Raw genomic sequence first — 20,876 nt, 5'->3', positions numbered from 1 at the left:
AGGTATGCATAGTTCTGCGTAGGTTTTTCAGAACGGATAACCTTCATTGAACTCGACCCCCTGCTAGAACTATGGGATTACTTTTATCATTTCAAAAAAAATTGATTTGTCAAGTCCTTATATCCCAGATTGAGGCGATGTCGTGCAGGAGGCAGGAGCTAGGATGCAGGAGACAGAAGGCAGAAGGCTGATTCTAGCAATCCTCCAAAAAAAGTTGATACCAGACAATTGTTCCAGACGCGCCATGGCGCGTCTCTACACCCCTACGCCCTTGAACCCCAGGTATTAATCCGCACAGGGACGACCGGATAAAATTGGGCTAAAACGGCGGTAGTCTGCCAAATATTGTTCTAACAGCACAAACTGGGGCAAATTCAGACTGTAATAAACCCAACGCCCTTCCTGACGAGCGCGAACCAAGCTAGCTTCTTTCAGCGTCTTCAAGTGAAACGATAACTTCGACTGACTCACCTCCAGCACTTCGCAGAGTTCACACACACACAACTCCTGTTCTCGCAACAGTTCCAGTAGTTTGATCCGAATCGGGTCAGATAAAGCATGGAAGCTAGAGGTAATCAGGCTCAGATTGGTCGGGGAGGCGGTGACTTGCATCAACTTTTCTTGAAACATCTCCTTAATTTTAGCCCGGTTTCAAGGTATAGACGTGATGAAAGAAGCTATTCATCAGGCTTAAGCAGTTGACCCAAATACAGTTCAACAAACATTTCAGCCGCAGCCGGATTGAGTTTTTTTAAGGCGGAAACAATATCAGCGATCGTATCCCCTGTAGGATCGATTTGTTCATGATACCAGCGCCCTACATTAGAACGCCGCGTTTCCATCACCACAGCTAATCGATTTTGAGTGATCTCGTAGGTTTCCAGAACCTGTTTTAGTGCTTTTCCTGCTTTTCCCATGCCCCTTATGGTGTCAGAGGCAAATAATTTCGTAAATGTCTCATTTTTGTAGACATTGTGCTCGGCTAGGAATGTCTCATATATGAGTACGTTAAGTCCCACAATCAGATCAATTTCCATGTCTCAAGAATTTGTTCCCGATACCAATCAAATACCTACGCTTACAACGTCCTCTAGTTCCACCCCGACGCGGGAACCTGTGAAAATCTCGATTATTGGTTCTCGCCGAGGCGTCAACAGAATGATTCACACCTTGTATCGTCTCCGGTTTGCTGAAGTCAACGCCTGGACTCCTTTGCAACCAACAGGTAATCCTGGGGAATTTGTCAGTATGTTGATTCGCCATTCTCGCGATTAAATCTAATCATTGCGTAGGGTGGGTTAGGCGGTATTCAATTTCAGAACATAGCCAGTTAATGAGATATCCGCCGTAACCCACCAATCCTTCGGATCAAATACCCGCTTAATTCTCTGAATTGAAAACACGCACAAAGGATGCGATCGCGCGTTTACCTAAAGCCGTATACTTACCCTGCGTCGATCTCGACGTTTCCCCAGGATTTGATTGTTGGCGTAACATCACCGGACGCAAGACCCAGAGTAGAATAGCGATGCTTAGAATAATCGCCGTCGGATTATCGCCATACTGCAATAACGGCGTGGGATCGATAGGTGGCGTAGTTGGGTTAGCTTGGCTGGTGGAAATCGGGGCTGGTGATTGAGACATAGAAAATTGTCCTGTAAAACTCGACAGTTTCATCATCGGATCTGGCTTTCTGAGGTCGAATCTGAGCTATACCTGAGTTCATCGCTGAGTGAGTGACTGACTTTTACTCACTTAAGGCTAATCCCCCTTCCGTCCCCCTTTTAGATCCCCCTTCCGTCCCCCTTCAAAAAGGGGAAACCAACTGACTTTTCACCGGAAGTCTTGAAACCGACGAAAGTCGGGGCGGGTTTAGTTCAGTTAATGGTTTCAGCCGGAATGTTATTGGTAAAACCCGCCCCTACACAATCACGCACCATACCCTATGAACAACCTGAAACATCAAAATTCTATGCCGTACCGTGAAAACTCAGGAACAATAAGCCCCCCTTTTTGGAACAATAAGCCCCCCTTTTTAAGGGGGGTTTGGGGGGATCTCCCAGGATTAAGATTGCTAGAATCTGGATAGATTTCGAGAAATCAGCGATGTCCCGTTCGGTCAAGATTCATCCAGACAATAAGCCAACAGTATTATTAGCGCTTGAGCGTCAAGGCTTCTTGACTCAGGGAGACTTAGCCGTACATCTAGGAATTGCTCTATCCACAGTTAGTAATTTTGTCAACAGTAAAGCAGTTTCTATCTCCAAATTTGAAGAGATTTGTGAGACATTAGAACTAGACAAACGCGCAATCACTCAACCCATCGCGCCTAATGCTCACCCCTCCACTGAGTCAAGCCTTCCCCCTGTAACCTTTACGGCTTATGCTGAGGAGACATGGGTTGGTCGAACCGAAATTATTACCCAGTGGCGTGAAAAACTGCGGGAAAACTGCCGAATTTTGCTGATTACTGGAATTACCGGACAAGGGAAAACAGCATTAGCCGAACGCTTGGCGGTGGAATTACAACAAGAGTGGCAGTATTTGCCGCCTGTCACCTTTGATGATGAGACAATACGGGATTTTGTCAGCGCAGCGGAAAAACTGCTGAGGAATTTAAACGAAAGGGTGACAACGGAGGATCGCAAACACCCCGATTTATTACTCAATCGCTTAGTTCAAAAACTCCGCCGTCATCCTTATTTAGTCCAAATTGATTCCTTAGAAGCGCTGTTAGTTGGCAAGACAGATTGGGCGGCGAAAACTGAATTTCAGGAGCCGTATCAGCAGTGGTGGCAGTTCTTTCAAGCCTTGTTAGTGGGGACAGAGTGCCAGAGTCGGCTGATAGTGACTTCTCAGGAGTTACCGACGCCCTTTGCTAGTTGTAAGTTCAAAACCTGGCAGAATATTCCATTACCAGGATTGCCAGAGTTAGAGCAATTAGAGTTATTTGAAAAGCTTTTTACCCACGCCGAAGTGACGATTTCACCAGAGGCTCAAGTCTATCTGAAACATATCGGTAAAGCCTATGAAGGACATCCCTTAGTGATTGAGGTGATTGCTGGGGAAATTTTGGCAGAATTTGCGGGTGATGTCGTGGCATACTGGCAGCGTTACCAGCAGGAATTTGCGGCAATTGAAGCTGTACCCGGGAATGATGCGTTGCAGTTGAAAGTCAAGGAACGGGTGCAGATGTCTCTGGAAAGATTAGCTAGAGATGTTTCTTTGGCGTTTAACTTGCTCTTGAGCAGTTCGGTTTATCGTCTTCCTGTACCAGAATCATTTTGGTTTGCCATGTTAGGGGATGCAACCGAGGCGGAAAAAGCCACGGCGTTGAATACGTTAAAATTGCGGGCGTTGGTGATTCGAGAAGGAATTCCACAAGGTCAATTTCTGCTACGTCAGCATAATTTAGTTCGTAATACTGTCTACGAACTGCTCAAAACGAACGATGAATTAGTATGGCATAAGGCGCATCAAATCGCCGCTAAGATGTGGCTAAATGCTTGTAAACCTGAACCCAATGGGGACAAAATTGAGCAAGTACGGGGTTATCTAGAAGCCTTTCACCATTTTTATCAGATAGAAGATTGGCAAAATGTACTCGATATTTTAGAGATTGAGCCAACACCTGGTAATAACTTGCTCTGGCAACTTCACATTTGGGGCTATTACCAGGAAATCATTATATATTCCCAGCAGTATTTAACTATTGCTAGAGAGATTGGCGATTGTAAATGCGAGGCAAAAGCTTTGGGTAATCTGGGCAATGTTTACCAATCTCTAGGAGACTACAGCCTTGCTATTGAGTGTCACCAACAGCGTTTAACCATTGTCAAAAAAATTGGTGATCGCCAGGATGAGGGAGGTGTCTTGGGTGATCTAGGCAATGCTTACGACGCTATAGGAGACTACAGACTTGCCATCGAGTATCATCAGCAGCATTTGACTATTGCTAGGGAAATTGGCAATCGCAATGGTGAAGAATGTGCCTTGGGTAATCTGAGTAATGCTTATAAAGTTCTAGGAGACTATAGCCGTGCTATTGATTATCTCCAGCAAAGTTTGACTATTGCTAGGAGTATTGGCGATCGCTACGGTGAGGGAACAGCCCTAGGTAATCTGGGCAATGCTTACAACTCTCTCGGAGACTACAGACTTGCCATCGAGTATCATCAGCAGCATTTAACTATTGCTGAGAAGATTGGCGATCGCAATGGTGAAGGAAGAGCTTGGGGTAATTTGGGCAATGTTTATTCCTGTCAAGGAGACTATAACCGTGCTATCGAGTATAACCAGCAACATTTAACTATTGCTAAAGAGATTGGTGATCGCTGTGGGGAAGGAATAGCCTTGGGTAATCTGGGAATTACTTACGACACTCTAGGAGATTATAGCTGTGCCATCGATTGTTACCAGCAGAGTTTGACTATTGCCAGGGAGATTCGCGATCGCTATGGTGAGGGATTTGCTTTGGGTGGTTTGGGCAATGCTTACGAATCTCTAGAAGACTACAGCCGTGCGATCGAGTATAATCAGCAGAGTTTGATAATTGCCAGGGAGATTGGCAACCGCCAGGGTGAGGGAAATGCCTTGGGTGGTTTGGGCAATGCTTACAAATCTCTAGGAAACTACAACCACGCTATCGATTATCACCAGCAACATTTGACCATTGCTAGGGAGATTGGCAACCGCTACGGAGAGGGATGTGCTTTGGGTAATATAGGAGTAACGTTCCGTAAACTTGAGCAGTATTCAGAGGCGTTAGACTATTCCCAGAAAGCATTAGAAATTTTTCAGGATATTGGCGATCGTTCTTCTGAAGCTGAAGCCTTTAAAAACTTAGCAGAAATCCACTATAAATTAGGCGATTTAAATCTCGCCCTAGACTATTGCAACCAGGCGTTAACACTTGCCACGGCATTAGGCATACCGCAAGCGAAAGAGTATCAGGAATTAAAGGATCAATTAGAAGCAGATGGAAACAGGAGATGATATCATGTCCCAACGATTGCCTATAATTGCAATGCTGCAATAACAGGGGTTTCAGGCATTTTTATTAGGGGTGTTTGACCGGACATGATATGACAACTTATCAAGACTTACACAGCTACACCACAGATGGTGGCAAAGGTGCGTTACGCTTCGCTAACACACCCTACTGGCGTGGCACAGCTAAAATGATGAATTAGCATTGTAGGGGCGCACGGCGTGCGCCCAATTTAACCATCAAATCTATTCCACAATTTTAGCTGTGTCAGCCCACTATTAGCGTGGCACTTAGAAATAAAGGATCAATTAGAAGTAGATAGAAACAGGAAATTATAGCAATCGCCGTAGCGGTTAGGATGCATCATTTAGTAGAGACGTTGCATGCAACGTCTCTACACTGAAACCAATCACCGATGTGCGCCTGATTCACATCGATTTCACACCTTTAACAGCAACCGCCGCCAGTGTAATGCCAGGTGGAATCAGTAATCAGAATATCCTTGGACATCGCCAGGTTAGCGGCTGTTTTATCACACACCGACGCCGGAACACCTTTTTGCAGAACATGACCCGCGTTATCATCAAAAACCTCTTGGCTTCCGCTATAAATCGCTGTTTTTCCGGTGAAAATACAAGCACCATCTTCCGGAATTGGCACTTTAAATGCCACAGAATCTAAACTTTCTAACAGCAACGGCTCATCTAACTTATAACTTTGGCAATCCAGCAGCCGATAAGGACGCCGCGCCCGGATTTCCACTTGACCAAACCCAACATGAACCAAATGTTTAATATACTCGTTGTAGGTTAAAGCACCCGATAAGCACATTGCCCGTAACCGTTCATCTTGGCGTAAATGATCAGGAATCGGACGGGTGGCGATGGGGTCACTCATAATCAAGCGTCCGCCAATTTTTAACACCCGATAGGCTTCTTGTAAGGCTTTAGTTAGGTCTGCGGGTTCAAAGATATTAAATAGACAATTTTGAGCGACAACATCAACTGAAGCATCGGGTACAGGTAGGTCAAAGGCATCGCCTTCACGAATGTCGATAAAACGTGGGTCAAACCAAGGATTATCTTGAGCCGCGCTTTCTAGGTTCCGAGTCGCTGCTTCCCGCATGGCGGGGACGGGATCAACGGCAATGATACGACCGGGACGTCGGGAAAAATAGGCAAATTGCAGGGCTTCTAAACCACCACCGACGCCTACATAAAGTACCGTTGGCTCGTTTATCAGTTCCGCCGGATGAACGGTAGTTCCACAACCATAGTTCATTTCCTGCATTTGCTGGGGAATTTTCAGTCCGGGGAGTTGCAGGGGAGAACTCTGCACACAACATAACCCCACTTCCGGGGTTTGGGCGACTTCACTGTAGAATTCTGCGGTTGTTTCTAGATACGTCATAGTGTTTGTTGTTTGTCATTGGTCTTATGTCATTGGTCATGGGTGACTCGATGACGATTTATGCTGTCAGCATTCTTCCTCTGAGGGTATTAAACTGGGGTTGAATTAGTTTTTGCTGAGAATCGGTTAAAGTTTATCAACGTTTGAGTTCTTGCTGTCGCTATAACGGATGTAGCTCAAGTCCATTAACATGAATGGTACTAACTTAAGGCTGGTGGGCAATGCCCACGATGGCGGACTGACCCAGCTAAAATAGGACTTTGTTTGTAGTGAGAACTTTAGTTCTCTAACGCCTAGCTGTATAGGGCTAAAGCCCTCACTACGTACCCAATCTATTGCACCATTTTAGCGGAGTCACGCCACTACGGTATATCAAGGGTTTTGCCAACCTTCACGCAGTTGCCATGGCTTCCTCGGTGTCGGGAAGAGGAGGACGCAGACACAGATAAACTAGCGAACCGATTAACGGTATCAGGGAAACTGCCCAAAATAGGGTGGGATTATTTATGCCGCGTCGTGCCATATCATCGCCCACCAGTGCCGGGAAAAGCAAGCACAATAGGCAAAAGTCGAGGCTCATCACATGGATAAAGCGGCTAGTTTGCCACTGCTGGATAAAGTTTGCCCAATCGCCGTTGAGGATGCCAAATCCTAGTAATACCAAGGTGCCGAGGGTGAGAACAACACCTAACCAACGGGAATCGAGAATACCCAGGAAAATATTTTTTGAGCCAGGAAATTCGGGATTGGGTTGACGTAAGGCGAGATAGGGGAGTAACGCAAACGCCCCCACACCAAAGGAAACGGTAGCAAACAGCCACGCGGGGATTTTTTGCCCTCGTCCATCAATAAACACGAAGCAGGCGTATGCTAGCGGTAGTATGCCCATGATGTTGAATAGGGCAATAATTAGGGGATTAATCCCATCCCAGTTACCTGTGGAAAGATTGGTAATCAGGTCAAAGGTATCGGGTTGCTGGGGCGGCGCAAACAGAAAGGCATAAGCGAGAAAGCCAACCCAGAGTATCCAAAAACCAAGTTGTCTGAGCATAAGTCATGATTTGAAGTGCAAGTCCACCGGGTATCCTGTGCATTATCGCATGAATCGATTGGGGCGGTGGGCGTTTTTGCGATCGCGCCTGGGCATTTTTGGGTTAAAAAGGATAATCATCGGTAATCACGACACCACCAGAGTCATGCTAACCAGGGAATTCACCGTGCGGCTGAAACTGCAATTATTGCTGTTATGGCAGAAAATTCGACTATTTGCACGATACAGACAGGCGTTTTACCTGAAACTGATTGGGCTGGAGTTGCTTTGTTTTCCCAGCCGGGTGTTGGGTAAACGGATCACTTCGCGATCGCTAACCTGGAAGTGATCCTCCTCTCACAATTAAATTAGATCCCCGACTTCTTCAAGAAGTCGGGGATCTGGATATGACTACGGATAACTTTGACTGGTAGAAGCTTACTATTCCTGAGTTGTACCATCAGGCATGATAGCACCGTTAAGATTTGCCTTATTTAACATGGCTCCATCCAATTTTGCATCCTTCAAGTTAGCTTTTTCTAGATTTGTACTCTCTAATTTTGCCCCACGCAGGTCAGCTTCACTCAAGGTGGCGCCATTTAAATTGGTATAACACAGGTTTACAGCACTTAATTTTGCCTGCTGTAGGTTGGCTCCACTTAGATTAGCTTGACTTAGATTGGCTGCACTTAGATTTGCCCCTTGCAAATCTGCTCCAGTTAGATTGGCATTACTTAAGTTGACTCGACATAAATCTGCGGCTTGCAAATTGGCTCCACTCAAGTTGACTTGACATAAATCAGCACCAGCGAGATTGGCTTCTTGTAAGTTGATTCCACTCAGGTTTAAGGTCTTCAGGTTCATACCTGTTAAGTTAGCATTTTGCAGTGAAACGCCAGGAGCAATCAAATAAGCACCCGTTTGAGTTGCATCGAATCTCATCGGAAAAATTGTGGTTGTGCTATAAAATGCTTGTTGGAGGTTAGCTTCTTGAAGGTTGGCTCCTTCGAGGTCTGTCCCAATTAGGTTAACTTGACTCAAATTGGCATGACTAAGGTTAGTTCTCATCAGTTTTGCCGTCCTTAAGTTTGCCGCCTTTAAGTTTGCCCCACTGAGATTTGCCATGCTGAGATTAGTTGTTTCAGATAAACTCGCTTGGCTAAGATTTGCCTCACTCAGATTTGCCTCACGCAGGGAGGCTGAAGTTAAATTGGTTTGGCTTAAATTTGCCTTTTTTAGAGTAGCTTTCTCTAACTCAGCAAATTGCAGGTTTGCCTGATGAAGGTACGCATCATCTAAGTTGGCTTCATTCAATTTCACACTCGATAAGTATGCATTACTCAAATCTGCTCCCTTGAGATTTGCCCAACGTAGGTTTGCCAAACACAGATTAGCTCCACACAGATTAGCTCCACACAGATTTGCCCGACTAAAGTTATTCCCACGCCAATTGCCACTTAGTTTTACTCCGGATAAATTGGCTTGGCTTAGATTAACCCCTTTTGGGGAGTCTTTCCCAAAATCTGCTCCAGCTAGATTAATTCCGGTAAAATCTCTTTGTCCATTATTATACAGACGCCAAAATTCTTGAGCTGTCATCGGTGCTTCCTGACTCTTGTCTTCAGCTAAATAAGCTTCTAATAGGAGCATATCTCCGTAGCAGCATAAAATTTGAGTTATTCTCAATACCTTAAATTTCTCATCGCTAAGATTAGTTATATCGTTAGATATTCCTTGATCAGGAGTTGGACTATTGGTTAAGCTTGGCTCCATCACCTGTTGTGGCTCAACGGGCTGTTGCAAATTCTCCAACTTATCAGTTAGCTGATTCAACTGACGCTTAACCCCGACTAAATACTTAGCTGTAATAGTCTGCCGTTCTTCGAGCTGTTCAATTTTGGCAACGAGAGATGCTAAATCTTGTTCTTTGTCAGCCATAGTTGAAAAGCTCCTATACACCTAAACGGGTTTGAGTCACTACTGATTATAATAAAATGCATAAATTTTTGGTGCTTCTGAAGACGATCACATCCTACGCCAAAAATACCTGAGAAGCGGTAAAATAATCCTCAACGGTGATGTTTTTGACTGGAGCAAGATATCAGCTTGAACGAAGGGCGGGTTTGGTGGAGATGTTATCAGTGATATCCTGTAGGTTAATGGCTAAACCTGTCCCAAGCCTAGGAAGAATGCCACTTTAGAGTTTGTAGTAAGCGATGCGAGCGCTTCTGGCACTCAAGTGCCTACTACGAACCCAGCTTAAGTCAGTGACATTCGCAAGGGAGTGGTACGAGTAGTGCGATCGCGAAATCCTGATCCTGTGCTAATTCTAGAAAGGATAGACCCATAAAGACCCGATGCTGAATATTCCCTCCGTCCTAGCACAAGAGCTTTCCCTTTCCGCCAATCAGGTGGAAAATACCCTGTCTCTTTTAGCCGAGGGCGCCACAATTCCCTTTATTTCCCGTTATCGGAAAGAACGCACTGGTTCTCTGGATGAAACCCAAATTCGCGCGATCGCAGAACGCTACGCTTACCTGAGTGAACTCGAAGAACGCAAAGCCACGATTCTGGAGGCGATCGCGTCTCAAGGGAAATTGACCGATGAACTGAAGGCGAAAATTGAGTCCTGTTTCCAGAAAAATGAGTTAGAAGACCTTTACCTCCCTTATCGTCCCAAGCGTCGCACTAGAGCTACCGTTGCGCGGGAAAAAGGATTAGAACCTCTGGCGGAATTGATTAAATCTCTGAATACCCCCACCGCCAAACCTGTCTCCTTAGAAGCAGAAGCCGCCAATTATATTGACGAAGAAAAGGGCGTCAAAACCGCCGCCGATGCGCTAAAAGGGGCGTCTGATATCTTAGCCGAAGAAGTCGCCGAAACTGCCGAATTCCGGGCATACCTGCGCGACTATTTAATGAAGAATGGGCGATTTGTCTCGAAAATTAAAGACGATTATCCCGAAGGCAGTACCAAATATGAAATGTACCGCAATTTCCAAATTAAGGCAAAGGATATTGCACCACATAATATGTTGGCATTATTTCGGGGAGAGAGTGAGGGAATCTTAACCCTGAATCTGGAATTTGAGCAAGAGTTTGTTCAGTCGTATTTAGAATCAGCAACCATTCGCACCAAAATTCCAGAAGTGCGGAACTTCTATCGAGATCTGCTGCATGATGGCTTTAACCGCTTGATGAAAAATTCCCTGATTACGGAAGTGCGGACAGATCGCAAAGCGTATGCGGATTTTGAATCAATTAAAACCTTTGAAGCCAATCTGCGAGAACTCCTACTTTCTCCGCCAGCGGGAATGAAACCTACGTTAGCCATTGATCCGGGATTGCGGACTGGGTGTAAAGTGGCGGTGTTGAATGAAACGGGGAAGTTTATGGAATATCAAACCATTTTCCCCCATACTGGACAATCCAGCCAAGCGGCTACTACTATCAAAAGCCTAATCAAAAAATACCAGATCGAATTAATCGCGATCGGCAATGGTACAGCATCCCGTGAAACCGATGAATTTGTCAGGGACGTGATTAAAACCCTGGAACGTAAACCGATTAGCGTGATCGTAAATGAATCGGGGGCGTCTGTTTATTCGGCGAGTGATGTAGCGCGGGAAGAATTTCCGGATCAAGATGTTACCGTGCGCGGGGCGATTAGTATTGGACGCCGTTTACAAGATCCTTTGGCGGAATTGGTGAAAATTGATCCCAAATCTATTGGCGTGGGACAATACCAGCATGATGTGGATCAAAAGTTACTCAGAAAGAAGCTGGATGACACAGTAGAAAGCTGTGTGAACTATGTTGGTGTGGATCTGAATACGGCGTCGAAAGAATTATTAACCTTTGTGTCGGGTTTAACTCCCACCATTGCCAAAAATATCGTCACCTATCGGAATGAAAATGGCGCATTCCCCAATCGCCGCCGTCTCCTGAAGGTAGCGAAATTAGGACCCAAAGCCTTTGAACAATCCGCCGGATTCCTGAGAATTCGCGGTGGTGATAACCCCTTAGACAATACCGCTGTGCATCCAGAGAGTTATCCAGTCGTGGAAGCGATCGCGAAAGATATTGGGGTTCCCTTGAAACAAATCCCTAAAGCCGCCGATCGACTCAAATCTATTGATTTAAAGAAATATGTCACCGATACCGTTGGCTTACCCACACTTAAAGACATTATCCGGGAATTAGAAAAACCGGGACGCGATCCTCGTGCTGAGTTTAAATATGCCACATTTAAGGAAGGCGTAAAGGAAATGTCTGACCTAAAAGTGGGGATGGAGTTAGAAGGAATTGTCACGAATGTGGCGAATTTTGGTGCATTTGTCGATATTGGCGTGCATCAGGATGGGTTAGTGCATATTTCCCAACTGGCGGATCGATTTGTGGACGATCCCAAAGAAATCGTCAAAGTCGGACAAGTGGTAAATGTGCGGGTTCTTTCTGTGGATGAGAAGTTGAAACGGATTGGCTTATCCATGCGGGCGGCGCAACAGAGGTAAACGGTCACGTATTTTATGTGATTTAATTTGATAAGTAGTTGGACAAAAGAAAACGGCACGCTCCGGCAAGTTGTGTAAATAGATCTCAAACCCTTACAAAGGACGAATGACGTAGCTTGCTTCTCGCTCTCGCGAGTATGACAAATGACGATCCCCACAGTTAACTTTAATTGTGTCCACCTACTTAGTTGAGACTAGCGTTTTGGGAGTGCAATCAATTCTTTCTACCAATTTGTCACTTATAGTCTGTAGACTGATAGTCTGCATCGCGGTCAACATTAAAGTGTGAGCAAAATAAACATCAAGCAGCGCTTTGGGGTTGCAGTCAAACAGCGTCGGCATGAGTTAGGCATATCACAAGAAGAGCTTTCTTTTCGAGCTGGACTTCATCGCACTTACATCTCGGATATTGAGAGAGGTTCCCGCAATCCCTCATTGGAAAACATTGATAAGTTGGCAAAAGCATTAGAACTATCTGTTTCTACCCTCTTTGCCCACTACGGTATTGATCGAGGAAACAATGGTTAATTATTCAGAATGGTTTACCTCCAATCAAAAAGGTAAAATACAAATTAATAGTATTGCAATTTACCGAGATTTATCTCCAGAAGTCGTTAAGCAATTAGATAATAACCTATCTGTTAGTGAGATTATAGATTGGATTAGACAACGAACAATACAAGCATTCAAATCCCAATATTCTAGGAGACCAACAGATGGCGCTCTCAATAACTCCGTGGGGCGCTGGAATGAATTTATAGCAACTACTTTATTTTCCGAAATAGCTCTTGATATAAGTCAAAATAACAAAATATGTGTAACTATATTTTCTTTGCCTAACTCCAAAATAGCCAATGAAGATACAGAGAAAGCGTATTCAAAATTTTTAACCCTATTCAATCCGGAGGAATGGAGAGGCGGCAAAAAACTATCGACGATTGCACCGTTCAAACACAAAATTTTTCTACCCAGTCCAGATTATATTATTGCAGTTATAAATGATAGACAAATTTCTGTAGTAGTTCGGTCTCTTTTAGAAAAACAAATAAGACAACCTGATAGTTTGGAGATTTATAGTTTTTTGCAAGGAAAACTAAATGTCGAGGAAGTAAAAGCTGTTATTTCTCTGAAAACATCAAATCGCCCGGATCGAAGATATCAACCATTATTTGAAGCAGCTATGATTAAAGCAATGATATATGTTTTACAGCAGAACTGGAAATATTATATGGTTGCCAGCGAACTAACTTCTGCCGATAGAACTATATTTAGTACAGCAATTGCCCCTCATGGCATTGCAATTGAACAAGATTACCAACTTGTAGATGGCACATACTTATATAATCGCAAACTAGATTTAGTGTCATTAGTTGAATCGGCTATTCACGAATAATAACTCAGAACTTCAAGAAAATGACAATGGTAACTCTAGTTGTTTTTGTGTTGGTTCTTCATAATGCCATTCGGTTGTTGATAAAAAATCTAGAATACTTTGAGCAATAGCCTTAGATGCTAAGTAAGGAACCCCATTACCAATTGTTTTAAACATACTTGTTAGGGACATTGTATCCGGAAGGATAAAATTTTTAGGTAACGATTGTATAGCCAGTGTTTCAGCAACGGATAAGCGACGCGCTTTATAAGGATGCAAGTGAACTTCGTTATTACCGTAACAAGCAGTGGGAGAGTAACGCCATCGGTGAAGACGTTTGTAAGACTTTCGTGAATCATCTCCCTCCGCCACCGAAAGAAATCGCTTTAAACCCGCTCTCGGTTTAAAATGATGTTGAGCATTTGCATGGTTGAGGACATCATTTTTCCGAAACCAATATTCAACCGTTAGTTCCTGAATAATCTTATTAGAACAGGGCAAGTGCGAATTTTCCTGAAATGGCTCAGTCGAAGCCCAAGGACAAGAGAAAACGAGCTGCTTTGGATATAAAATAGAAGTAGTCCAGGGAAAAACTCCTTCAGGCATAAATTTGGCAGTTTGCTTAACAGGGAGTTTTATATCTCTGATTAAACTTTTGCGAAATCCCAGTAGGATAATTCTCTCCCTATCTTGAGGAACGCCGTATTCTATTGCGTTAATTAAACGCTCTGTTAATAGATAGCCAGCTTTGTTTAGCTTATCTTTAAGCTGTTCAAAAAATAGGCGATGCTTTTTCGTTCTCCACAATCCTTTAACATTCTCAAATAAAAAGAAATCGGGTTGGTGTTGGCAAATTAACTCAACATAAGCAGCAGAAAGCTTCCCATTATCGCCATCCTTGCCTTGGTTTTTTCCGCCAACAGAGAAGTCGGGACAGGGAGGACCACCAATAAAACCAACAATATCCGTAGATTGCCGAGCATCCTGGATTAAATACCACAGACGTAACGATTTTTCCCCCTCTGTAAGTTGATCAACGTCTCCATCTTCGGCATAATGGTATCCATATTGGGGTAATGGTAGATTGAAAATTTGTCTAGAGTAACGGTAAGCCTCCATATAGGAGGGATTAATTTCATTCACATATACGATATTGAAACCACTGGATTCAAAGCCTAAATCGAGAAATCCAGTTCCAGCAAAAAAAGAAAATATTTTTGGACGAATACTCATTAAGCAACTTAGGATTATGCCAATCAACTATCTACGAATCGTTATAATAGGGCAACCCGATCGCAGAAGCAATTCCCATGACCCAGAGCCTAGAACCCAATGTTCTACCTCCTCCGTTCCCGGATCATACCCAACTCCCCGAATCCAATGGCGAATTTGTGAAGAACTTCCAGGAGCATCCCCAAAGCCTTATTCTCACCGACTCCCTCGGACCGATTCTCGAAAGAATTCATCCCGACGGACAATATGCCATTGGACAAGATTGTGGCATCTACTGGCGACAAACAGAACCGCCGGAAAAAGGAGCAGAAGCTCCCGATTGGTTTTATGTCCCCAATGTTCCCCCCAAAATAGACGGTCAAATTCGCCGTTCTTACGAAATCTGGCACGAATTTATCGCGCCAATGAATGCCTTAGAATTTGCCAGTGGCGATGGTTCCGAAGAGCGCGATGCCACACCCTTATCTCGCTCATCCCCAGGAGAAAAAACGAAACCGGGTAAGTTTTGGGTTTATGAGCAGATTCTGCGGATTCCTTACTATGGAATTTTTGAAATCAAGACGAACCACTTAGAGGTTTATCACTTCGTTAATGGTTCCTACCGCCCGATGAACCCGAACCAACGAAACCATTATCCCATTGAACCTTTAGGTATAGAATTGGGATTACTCCCAGGAACCTATCAAAATCAAACTCAAATTTGGTTGCGCTGGTGGGATAGTGAGGGTAATTTGCTCCTGACTGGAAGTGAGAGAGCCGAACAAGAAAGACAACGGGCTGAACAAGAAAGACAACGGGCTGAACAAGCCGAACAAGCCCGAAGAGAAGCTATTCCCAAATTATTCGCTATGGGATTAACCGCCAATCAAATCGCAGAAGCCTTAGGTTTACCGATTGAGGACATTAATTCCATAGGTAATTCATCGAACAGTTAATTTGGCAATGTAGATAAACCCTAATCAGTAGGGACAATTGATAAATTGCCCCTACTATCCCGATAAAAATCAGGACAGATTTAACACTCAACCTTTTGCCATCTGCCAGCTCCCCAGACGCGCCATGGCGCGTCTCTACATGCTCCCCCAGCTCCTACCACAACACTTATTGAGTAGACCCTAGATTAAGTCTTCGCCGCCGCATCTTGTGATTCTTGCGGGGGTTTAGTTACGCCCATGCGAATTTCTGAAGACATAGACGCCATGCTAAAGCCGCCAAATCGCTTCAAAATGCTCGTCCGTAGCCGTAAGTTAGGACTGGCAAACCACAAACGCTCCTCAGAATACATGGTTTCGTAGTCGGTAATTAAGGTCAGCGCCTGATCATCTCCCATAATATAGCGACCCGCTACCGGGGCTTTCTCCGCATAGCCCATTTCCCGCAATAGCTTCCCTTCATTGGGCTTATCGGGGTCAGCAACTGGCACCAGCACCGTTGAACCTTGATGCTTTTCTTCATCCCAGTCCATTGTGCCATCCCATGTCACTCTGGCACCACAGATAGCTGAATCTGGATCAACCTCATACTGTTGGCATAGCTGAACCACTTCTGGCGCATCAGCCGCGATCATTTCAATCGTAATATCAGATTTACCATTTTCAGCTTGCTTAAATGCCAGATGATGACTGGTACGCTGCGAAAACCATCGACCAGCACTCTGCTCAAAAAATTCTTTTATATCCATGAAGTCAGACGTTTCACGTTAACAAAGCTTTAATTGATTTTATCGTTCTCCTGGCTTGTTTATGATTACATTATTGATTGTTCATGACTTCCAGTACAGCCATGGGCAGAGGTTTAGGCTGAGTGTGTCGCCTCTTGCAGGCGGTTCAGGGAGATAGATGCAGCTTGGGCAACTTGGGAATGGCTGTCTTTGGCTAAGAATTTTAACGCCGACTGGCTTTTGTCCGTGGGTAGGTTCCCCAACGCTTCGGCTAATCGTTGGCGCACTAACCAATCGGGGGATTGGGCAAAGCGCAGGATATCGTCCACGGCTTCGATGGCTTTAATTTCACCCAATGCGGAGATAGCCGCCTGTTGTACCACGATTTCTTTACTATCGAGTGCTTGAGTGAGAACTTGACGGGCGCGGGGATCTTTTATATTGCCCAATGCGACAGCCGCGCTGAACCGGACTAACCATTGTGTATCTTCATAGAATGTCCGTACCAAGGATTCAAAGGCTCTGGCATCTTCTAGATATCCTAAGGCTCCAGCAGCATCAGCGCGAATGCCATAATCGGGGTCAGTTTCGAGTAATTTCACCAAAATGGGGTAGCATTCGTCTGTCTGTTTTACCCCTAAGGCAAAGACAGCCATCGATCGCACTTGTAAACTTGGATCATCTAAAACCTTCTTGATTAAAGGCACAGCCTCCTCTGCTGGCACGTTACGGAGGTGGGCTAATGCCACCATGCGATCGCGGGAGTTGGCACTATCTAGCTGATCTGAAATTTGCGCTAAGTTAAGATAATCCATCAGCTTCCCCTTATCGTTAAGAAATGTTACATACATTATAGAAAATTGTAAAAGGAAGCGCAGGATGAGATTACCCCATGCAAGAGGAGGCGATTGAAATCGCTGCTACACAAACAAAGTCCGCCTGCGCGGACTTTGTTATAACGGGGGTAGCGTTCCCCGGATTTGGTATGATGCCAGAAGCGTTGAAAGCGAGGGAACCTGGTACGTGTGTAGGAGTTCACTTTCACGACTATCTGTTCGGTTGCACCCAGATGTAACTAAACCCGCCCCGTCTTTCGTGGGTGAATTATTTCCGTCAAGCTGCACTCGTCAATCAAAAATGATTTAATAGATAAAACTAAAGGTCTGCATCCAAGGGGACTAGCGTAATATCTGAACCTGTATCCAGAAATGCCCTCCAATTTACTTTTTTCGGTTTTGTTGCATCCAGGGATGTTATTTGCACTGTTATAAGAGGAGCGGCTGGCTTTCCTTTTCCCAAAGAAATGTAGCTATAAGAACCCACTGAAACTCGACTATTATTGAGACAGAGATGGAATGTTAACGGTTAGCTTAGGCTCTTCAGCAAGAACCTTTTTGATAAACAGGTGTCTTGGTTCAGTTTTTGCGTAAGCTCGCTTTACTAAAGCTGCTTCGTCTTCATCTGCATCCAGAACCTGTCCATCTTCAAAGATTACATACATACCCCCATACTGAGTCAACAACTCTTGTCTTTTCTCTTCAAAAAGCTGGCTCTGATGCTCCATGTATTCAACAACCTCCGGATCGGGGTACACAGCAGGTTTCTCTTGCTGATCTATAGAGTCTATATCTGCACCAGTTTTATTAACAATATTTAACGCTTCTCGTAAATCAGCGATCAGTTGTTTAGCTAGCGTTGGACTAACAATCAAACGAGCTATAGGTTGACAATCAACCACAATTTCTTCTTCGGAAGCTTTGCTTAAATCTCTGACATTAAGAGGGTCAATAAATCCAAAATCAATAACTATATCATCATCCATAGGATTAACTGTAGCCACATTAGCATAATTGGGATGGCAACTCTGATGAGACTTAAACTGTACTTTCACTCTAGACATAAACTTTTTCCCCAATAACAGAGACTAACTAGAATTTGGTCAATTACAGCCTAGCATCAGAGATGCCCCCATGGGATCGTGAGAGTTAGTACTTCTACCCGATTATCCTTCTACGCCTCAACGGAGTAACAACACCGGACAAGGAGACAGCCGCACCACTTGTTCAGCGACAGAACCCATCAAAACCCGCTTGACACCTGTGTGTCCGTGGGTAGGCATAACAATTAATTCAATTCCTTTTTCTTTGGCATAGTCCACAATTTCATGACTGGGAGTCCCCATCGAAACCTGATGCTGTACTCCTGCATACCCCATTTCACTCAGCTTGTTTTTCAGAAAAGATTGAGCGTTGTTTTGCCGAGATTCTGAGGTAACCGTTTTCCATATTGTACCGGGATCGACTGCACTCAAAGGCAGTAGAACGTGGATGACATGCAAATGAGATATGTCCTCGACAAACTCTAAAGCCGGAGCAAGTGCGGTAAAGGATATATCCGAAAAATCAGTCGGTACAAGCACATCGTTCTTTTTTAACCAGCTCATAATTGTTAATTGTTAATTGTTGACTGTTCATTGCCCTGTAGCTGATCGCAGCTAACTTGGCAGGTTAGGATAGTCTTTACTGTTATCTCTTGGGATCAACTGATGTCCTTTCCGTACCTCATAGTGCTATATTTGGATGGCAGCGATTATCATTAACACATTTATTCTGAATAGGTTTTTGTCCAATCATTCTCTCAATTAGACAGGGCGGGTTTATTGACATCTGGGTGGCAATAAATCAGAATAGTGAAACCCGCCCCTACAACTGACAAAACTCAAAATTTCTTGGGATGCATTAGTTTCCAGCCTGGTGGGAATCTTCCAGAGTGGCGAGCTTTTCCGCATAAGTTGGCATTTGCCCAGAACGCAGCCGCTCCATATAATTGCTGACGTCTCCTGCCACCTCATTGGAGAGAAAATAAGCACCAATCAAGTTGGGAATTGCCATCATCAGCAGGGTTAAATCGCTAAAATCAATCACCGCACCGGGAGTAACAACGGCACCGATAAACACGCAAGCGACAAAAATCAGCTTATAGATGATAATGGTGCGTTGACCAAAGAGATATTGCCAAGAAATCTCGCCGTAATAACTCCAAGAAATAATTGTGGAGAAGGCAAACAGGAAAATCGCGATTGTGAGAACCACCGGAAACCAGGTACTAACTGTAGCAAAGGCATTCAGTGTCATCTGAGAACCGTCGATCGCTTCACCCGTATCTTGATAGACACCCGTTAGGACAATCATGATTCCAGTCATGTTGCAGATGATGATCGTATCAATAAACGGTTCCAAGAGGGCGACAATTCCTTCCCGCACTGGTTCATCAGTCCGAGCCGCCGAGTGCGCGATCGCAGCTGAACCGATCCCCGCTTCATTGGAGAAAGCACTGCGCCGCACCCCTTGCACGATAACGACAATAATACCGCCTTCAATACCGCCTTCAAGCGCTTCTGGGACAAAAGCTTGGCTAATAATTGTGGCGATCGCGGCAGGAACTTGGGGCAAATTCACCACCACAATCCACAGACACCCCAAGATATAAATCACCGCCATTGCGGGAACCAGCAACCCCGTTGTCGAAGCAATTCGCTCAATCCCACCAATAATCACAATCGCGGTTAACACTGCCAAAACCAGACCGACGATCCATCCCTGCATCCCCGGAAATGTACCCACAAAGGCGATGGCGGCTTGGTTAGACTGGAACATATTCGCGCCACCCATCGAACCAAAAATCGCCAGCACGGAAAAAATAATGGCTAATCCCTTTCCTAGAGGAGCCAACCCCATGTTCATTAATCCGCGTGAGAGCATATAAGCTGGTCCTCCCGCGACTGTGCGATCGGGTCGTTCGATGCGGTATTTTAGTCCTAGGGTACATTCCACCAACTTCGTTGTCATCCCCAGAAAAGCCGCCAGTGTCAGCCAGAACATCGCCCCTGGACCACCAACTTGAATGGCTACAGCCACACCAGCAATATTGCCTAATCCCACTGTTCCCGACAACGCCGTCGCCAGCGCCTGAAAATGGGAGACTTGTCCCTCTTCCTCGGGGTCATCATACCTACCCCGTACCACATCAATCGCATGTTTAAAGGCACGGAGATTGATAAAGCCGAGGCGAAGCGTAAAGAAAATACCTGCCACAATCAACCACACCACAATCAGTGGAAAACCACCGATGTCGTAGAAGAGAATTTCAACGAGGACAGCGACTATTGCCGAGAATACACTGTCGATCGCATTCAGGAAACCACTAGAGGTTTCGGTATCTTGAGCCAGAACTCGAACTGGAAAAAAGAGCAGCAACACAGTAGCTAGCAGGAACGCCGCTAGCTTTCCCCGTCGTTGACGTTTAAGCTGTATCGGGGAAATTGGCTGTTTTCTAGGGTATGTCATTGCGAATTTGAGTGCCGACGTAATAGTGATTGGGTTATTCAACCCAACCGAATTAGAGGAAGATTATATCAAAATGAGGACAACTTAGTAGTTGGACTTTCATTGAAGTTAACGGTTGAGATTAGGGAACCGGGAACAGAGAAAGGATTTGAAGCGTGTCAACATTTCTTAATACAGCGTACAAGGTACTTATGCCGTAGGGTGGGCATTGCCCACCAGTCTTAAGGAGTGTGCCATTCCATTTCAACTGGGTATAGGTAGGACTTGCTACACAAATCAAAAATTCTTGAACCCCTCGGTAGTGAGCAAGATGCTCACACC

Annotated in this window: 19 protein-coding genes; 7 read left to right on the top strand and 12 right to left on the bottom strand. The window is 44.7% G+C overall.

Annotation, left to right across the window (positions count from 1 at the left end):
- Nucleotides 1-285: 285 nt before the first annotated feature.
- Nucleotides 286-630 carry an ArsR/SmtB family transcription factor gene (locus RIE73_RS09320; protein WP_446400929.1) on the bottom strand — a complete coding sequence of 115 codons (345 nt, stop codon included), beginning with the start codon at nt 628-630 and terminating at the stop codon, nt 286-288.
- A 47-nt stretch (nt 631-677) separates the two neighbouring features.
- Nucleotides 678-917, bottom strand: coding sequence for an XRE family transcriptional regulator (locus tag RIE73_RS09315; RefSeq protein WP_446400928.1), 240 nt, complete (start codon nt 915-917; stop codon nt 678-680).
- Between the two features lie 118 nt (nt 918-1,035).
- Here RIE73_RS09315 and RIE73_RS09310 point away from each other — a divergent pair, with 118 nt between their 5' ends.
- Entirely contained in the window at nt 1,036-1,275 is a 240-nt protein-coding gene (locus tag RIE73_RS09310) for a peptide ABC transporter substrate-binding protein (RefSeq protein WP_446400927.1), read from the top strand.
- Nucleotides 1,276-1,380: 105 nt separating this feature from the next.
- Here the strand turns inward: RIE73_RS09310 and RIE73_RS09305 are convergent, their stop codons facing one another.
- Nucleotides 1,381-1,644, bottom strand: a complete 264-nt coding sequence (locus RIE73_RS09305; RefSeq protein WP_446400926.1) for a hypothetical protein — start codon at nt 1,642-1,644, stop codon at nt 1,381-1,383.
- Between the two features lie 462 nt (nt 1,645-2,106).
- On the opposite strand from RIE73_RS09305, the gene RIE73_RS09300 reads away from it, so the two are divergent.
- A complete protein-coding gene (locus RIE73_RS09300) occupies nt 2,107-4,995 on the top strand; it encodes a tetratricopeptide repeat protein (protein WP_446400925.1) in 2,889 nt (962 codons plus the stop codon).
- Nucleotides 4,996-5,437: 442 nt separating this feature from the next.
- On the opposite strand, the gene arsM is transcribed toward RIE73_RS09300, so the two are convergent.
- Both arsM and RIE73_RS09290 read right to left on the bottom strand, forming a co-directional pair.
- Entirely contained in the window at nt 5,438-6,400 is a 963-nt protein-coding gene (gene arsM / locus RIE73_RS09295; protein ID WP_446400924.1) for an arsenosugar biosynthesis arsenite methyltransferase ArsM, read from the bottom strand.
- A gap of 391 nt (nt 6,401-6,791) precedes the next feature.
- Nucleotides 6,792-7,451 carry a DUF2834 domain-containing protein gene (locus RIE73_RS09290; RefSeq protein ID WP_446400923.1) on the bottom strand — a complete coding sequence of 220 codons (660 nt, stop codon included), beginning with the start codon at nt 7,449-7,451 and terminating at the stop codon, nt 6,792-6,794.
- Between the two features lie 49 nt (nt 7,452-7,500).
- Between RIE73_RS09290 and RIE73_RS09285 the strand changes: the two genes are divergently transcribed.
- A complete protein-coding gene (locus RIE73_RS09285) occupies nt 7,501-7,779 on the top strand; it encodes a hypothetical protein (protein ID WP_446400922.1) in 279 nt (92 codons plus the stop codon).
- A 92-nt stretch (nt 7,780-7,871) separates the two neighbouring features.
- Here RIE73_RS09285 and RIE73_RS09280 read toward each other — a convergent pair whose 3' ends face one another.
- Entirely contained in the window at nt 7,872-9,368 is a 1,497-nt protein-coding gene (locus RIE73_RS09280; RefSeq protein WP_446400921.1) for a pentapeptide repeat-containing protein, read from the bottom strand.
- A gap of 419 nt (nt 9,369-9,787) precedes the next feature.
- Between RIE73_RS09280 and RIE73_RS09275 the strand changes: the two genes are divergently transcribed.
- From RIE73_RS09275 to RIE73_RS09265, 3 genes are all read left to right on the top strand, one after another.
- Nucleotides 9,788-11,944 (top strand): Tex family protein, encoded by a 2,157-nt coding sequence (locus tag RIE73_RS09275; protein ID WP_446400920.1) that lies wholly within the window; start codon nt 9,788-9,790, stop codon nt 11,942-11,944.
- A gap of 285 nt (nt 11,945-12,229) precedes the next feature.
- The gene (locus RIE73_RS09270) at nt 12,230-12,472 is read left to right on the top strand and encodes a helix-turn-helix domain-containing protein (RefSeq protein ID WP_446400919.1); all 243 of its coding nucleotides are present in this window, start codon (nt 12,230-12,232) and stop codon (nt 12,470-12,472) included.
- Complete coding sequence (locus tag RIE73_RS09265) at nt 12,465-13,337, top strand: Cfr10I/Bse634I family restriction endonuclease (protein ID WP_446400918.1); 873 nt, start codon at nt 12,465-12,467, stop codon at nt 13,335-13,337. Before RIE73_RS09270 ends, RIE73_RS09265 begins: the two co-directional genes overlap by 8 nt.
- 12 nt (nt 13,338-13,349) lie before the next feature.
- Here RIE73_RS09265 and RIE73_RS09260 read toward each other — a convergent pair whose 3' ends face one another.
- A complete protein-coding gene (locus RIE73_RS09260) occupies nt 13,350-14,549 on the bottom strand; it encodes a DNA cytosine methyltransferase (RefSeq protein ID WP_446400917.1) in 1,200 nt (399 codons plus the stop codon).
- Nucleotides 14,550-14,626: 77 nt separating this feature from the next.
- On the opposite strand from RIE73_RS09260, the gene RIE73_RS09255 reads away from it, so the two are divergent.
- Complete coding sequence (locus RIE73_RS09255; protein ID WP_446400916.1) at nt 14,627-15,484, top strand: Uma2 family endonuclease; 858 nt, start codon at nt 14,627-14,629, stop codon at nt 15,482-15,484.
- Nucleotides 15,485-15,669: 185 nt separating this feature from the next.
- On the opposite strand, the gene RIE73_RS09250 is transcribed toward RIE73_RS09255, so the two are convergent.
- The 5 genes from RIE73_RS09250 to RIE73_RS09230 form a co-directional block, all read right to left on the bottom strand.
- Nucleotides 15,670-16,230: a phycobiliprotein lyase gene (locus tag RIE73_RS09250; protein WP_006098309.1), complete on the bottom strand. Its 561-nt coding sequence runs from the start codon at nt 16,228-16,230 to the stop codon at nt 15,670-15,672.
- 113 nt (nt 16,231-16,343) lie between these two features.
- A complete protein-coding gene (locus RIE73_RS09245; RefSeq protein WP_446400915.1) occupies nt 16,344-17,024 on the bottom strand; it encodes a HEAT repeat domain-containing protein in 681 nt (226 codons plus the stop codon).
- A 521-nt stretch (nt 17,025-17,545) separates the two neighbouring features.
- Complete coding sequence (locus RIE73_RS09240) at nt 17,546-18,109, bottom strand: hypothetical protein (RefSeq protein WP_446400914.1); 564 nt, start codon at nt 18,107-18,109, stop codon at nt 17,546-17,548.
- Between the two features lie 117 nt (nt 18,110-18,226).
- Entirely contained in the window at nt 18,227-18,652 is a 426-nt protein-coding gene (locus RIE73_RS09235; RefSeq protein WP_446400913.1) for a universal stress protein, read from the bottom strand.
- A gap of 295 nt (nt 18,653-18,947) precedes the next feature.
- Nucleotides 18,948-20,555: an alanine/glycine:cation symporter family protein gene (locus RIE73_RS09230; RefSeq protein ID WP_446400912.1), complete on the bottom strand. Its 1,608-nt coding sequence runs from the start codon at nt 20,553-20,555 to the stop codon at nt 18,948-18,950.
- Between the last annotated feature and the right edge of the window lie 321 nt (nt 20,556-20,876).

Origin of the sequence: Coleofasciculus sp. C1-SOL-03 (genome assembly GCF_040220555.1) — a bacterium.
In the GTDB taxonomy this organism is placed as follows: domain Bacteria; phylum Cyanobacteriota; class Cyanobacteriia; order Cyanobacteriales; family Coleofasciculaceae; genus Coleofasciculus.
This window is presented reverse-complemented; position numbering and strand designations above follow the sequence as displayed.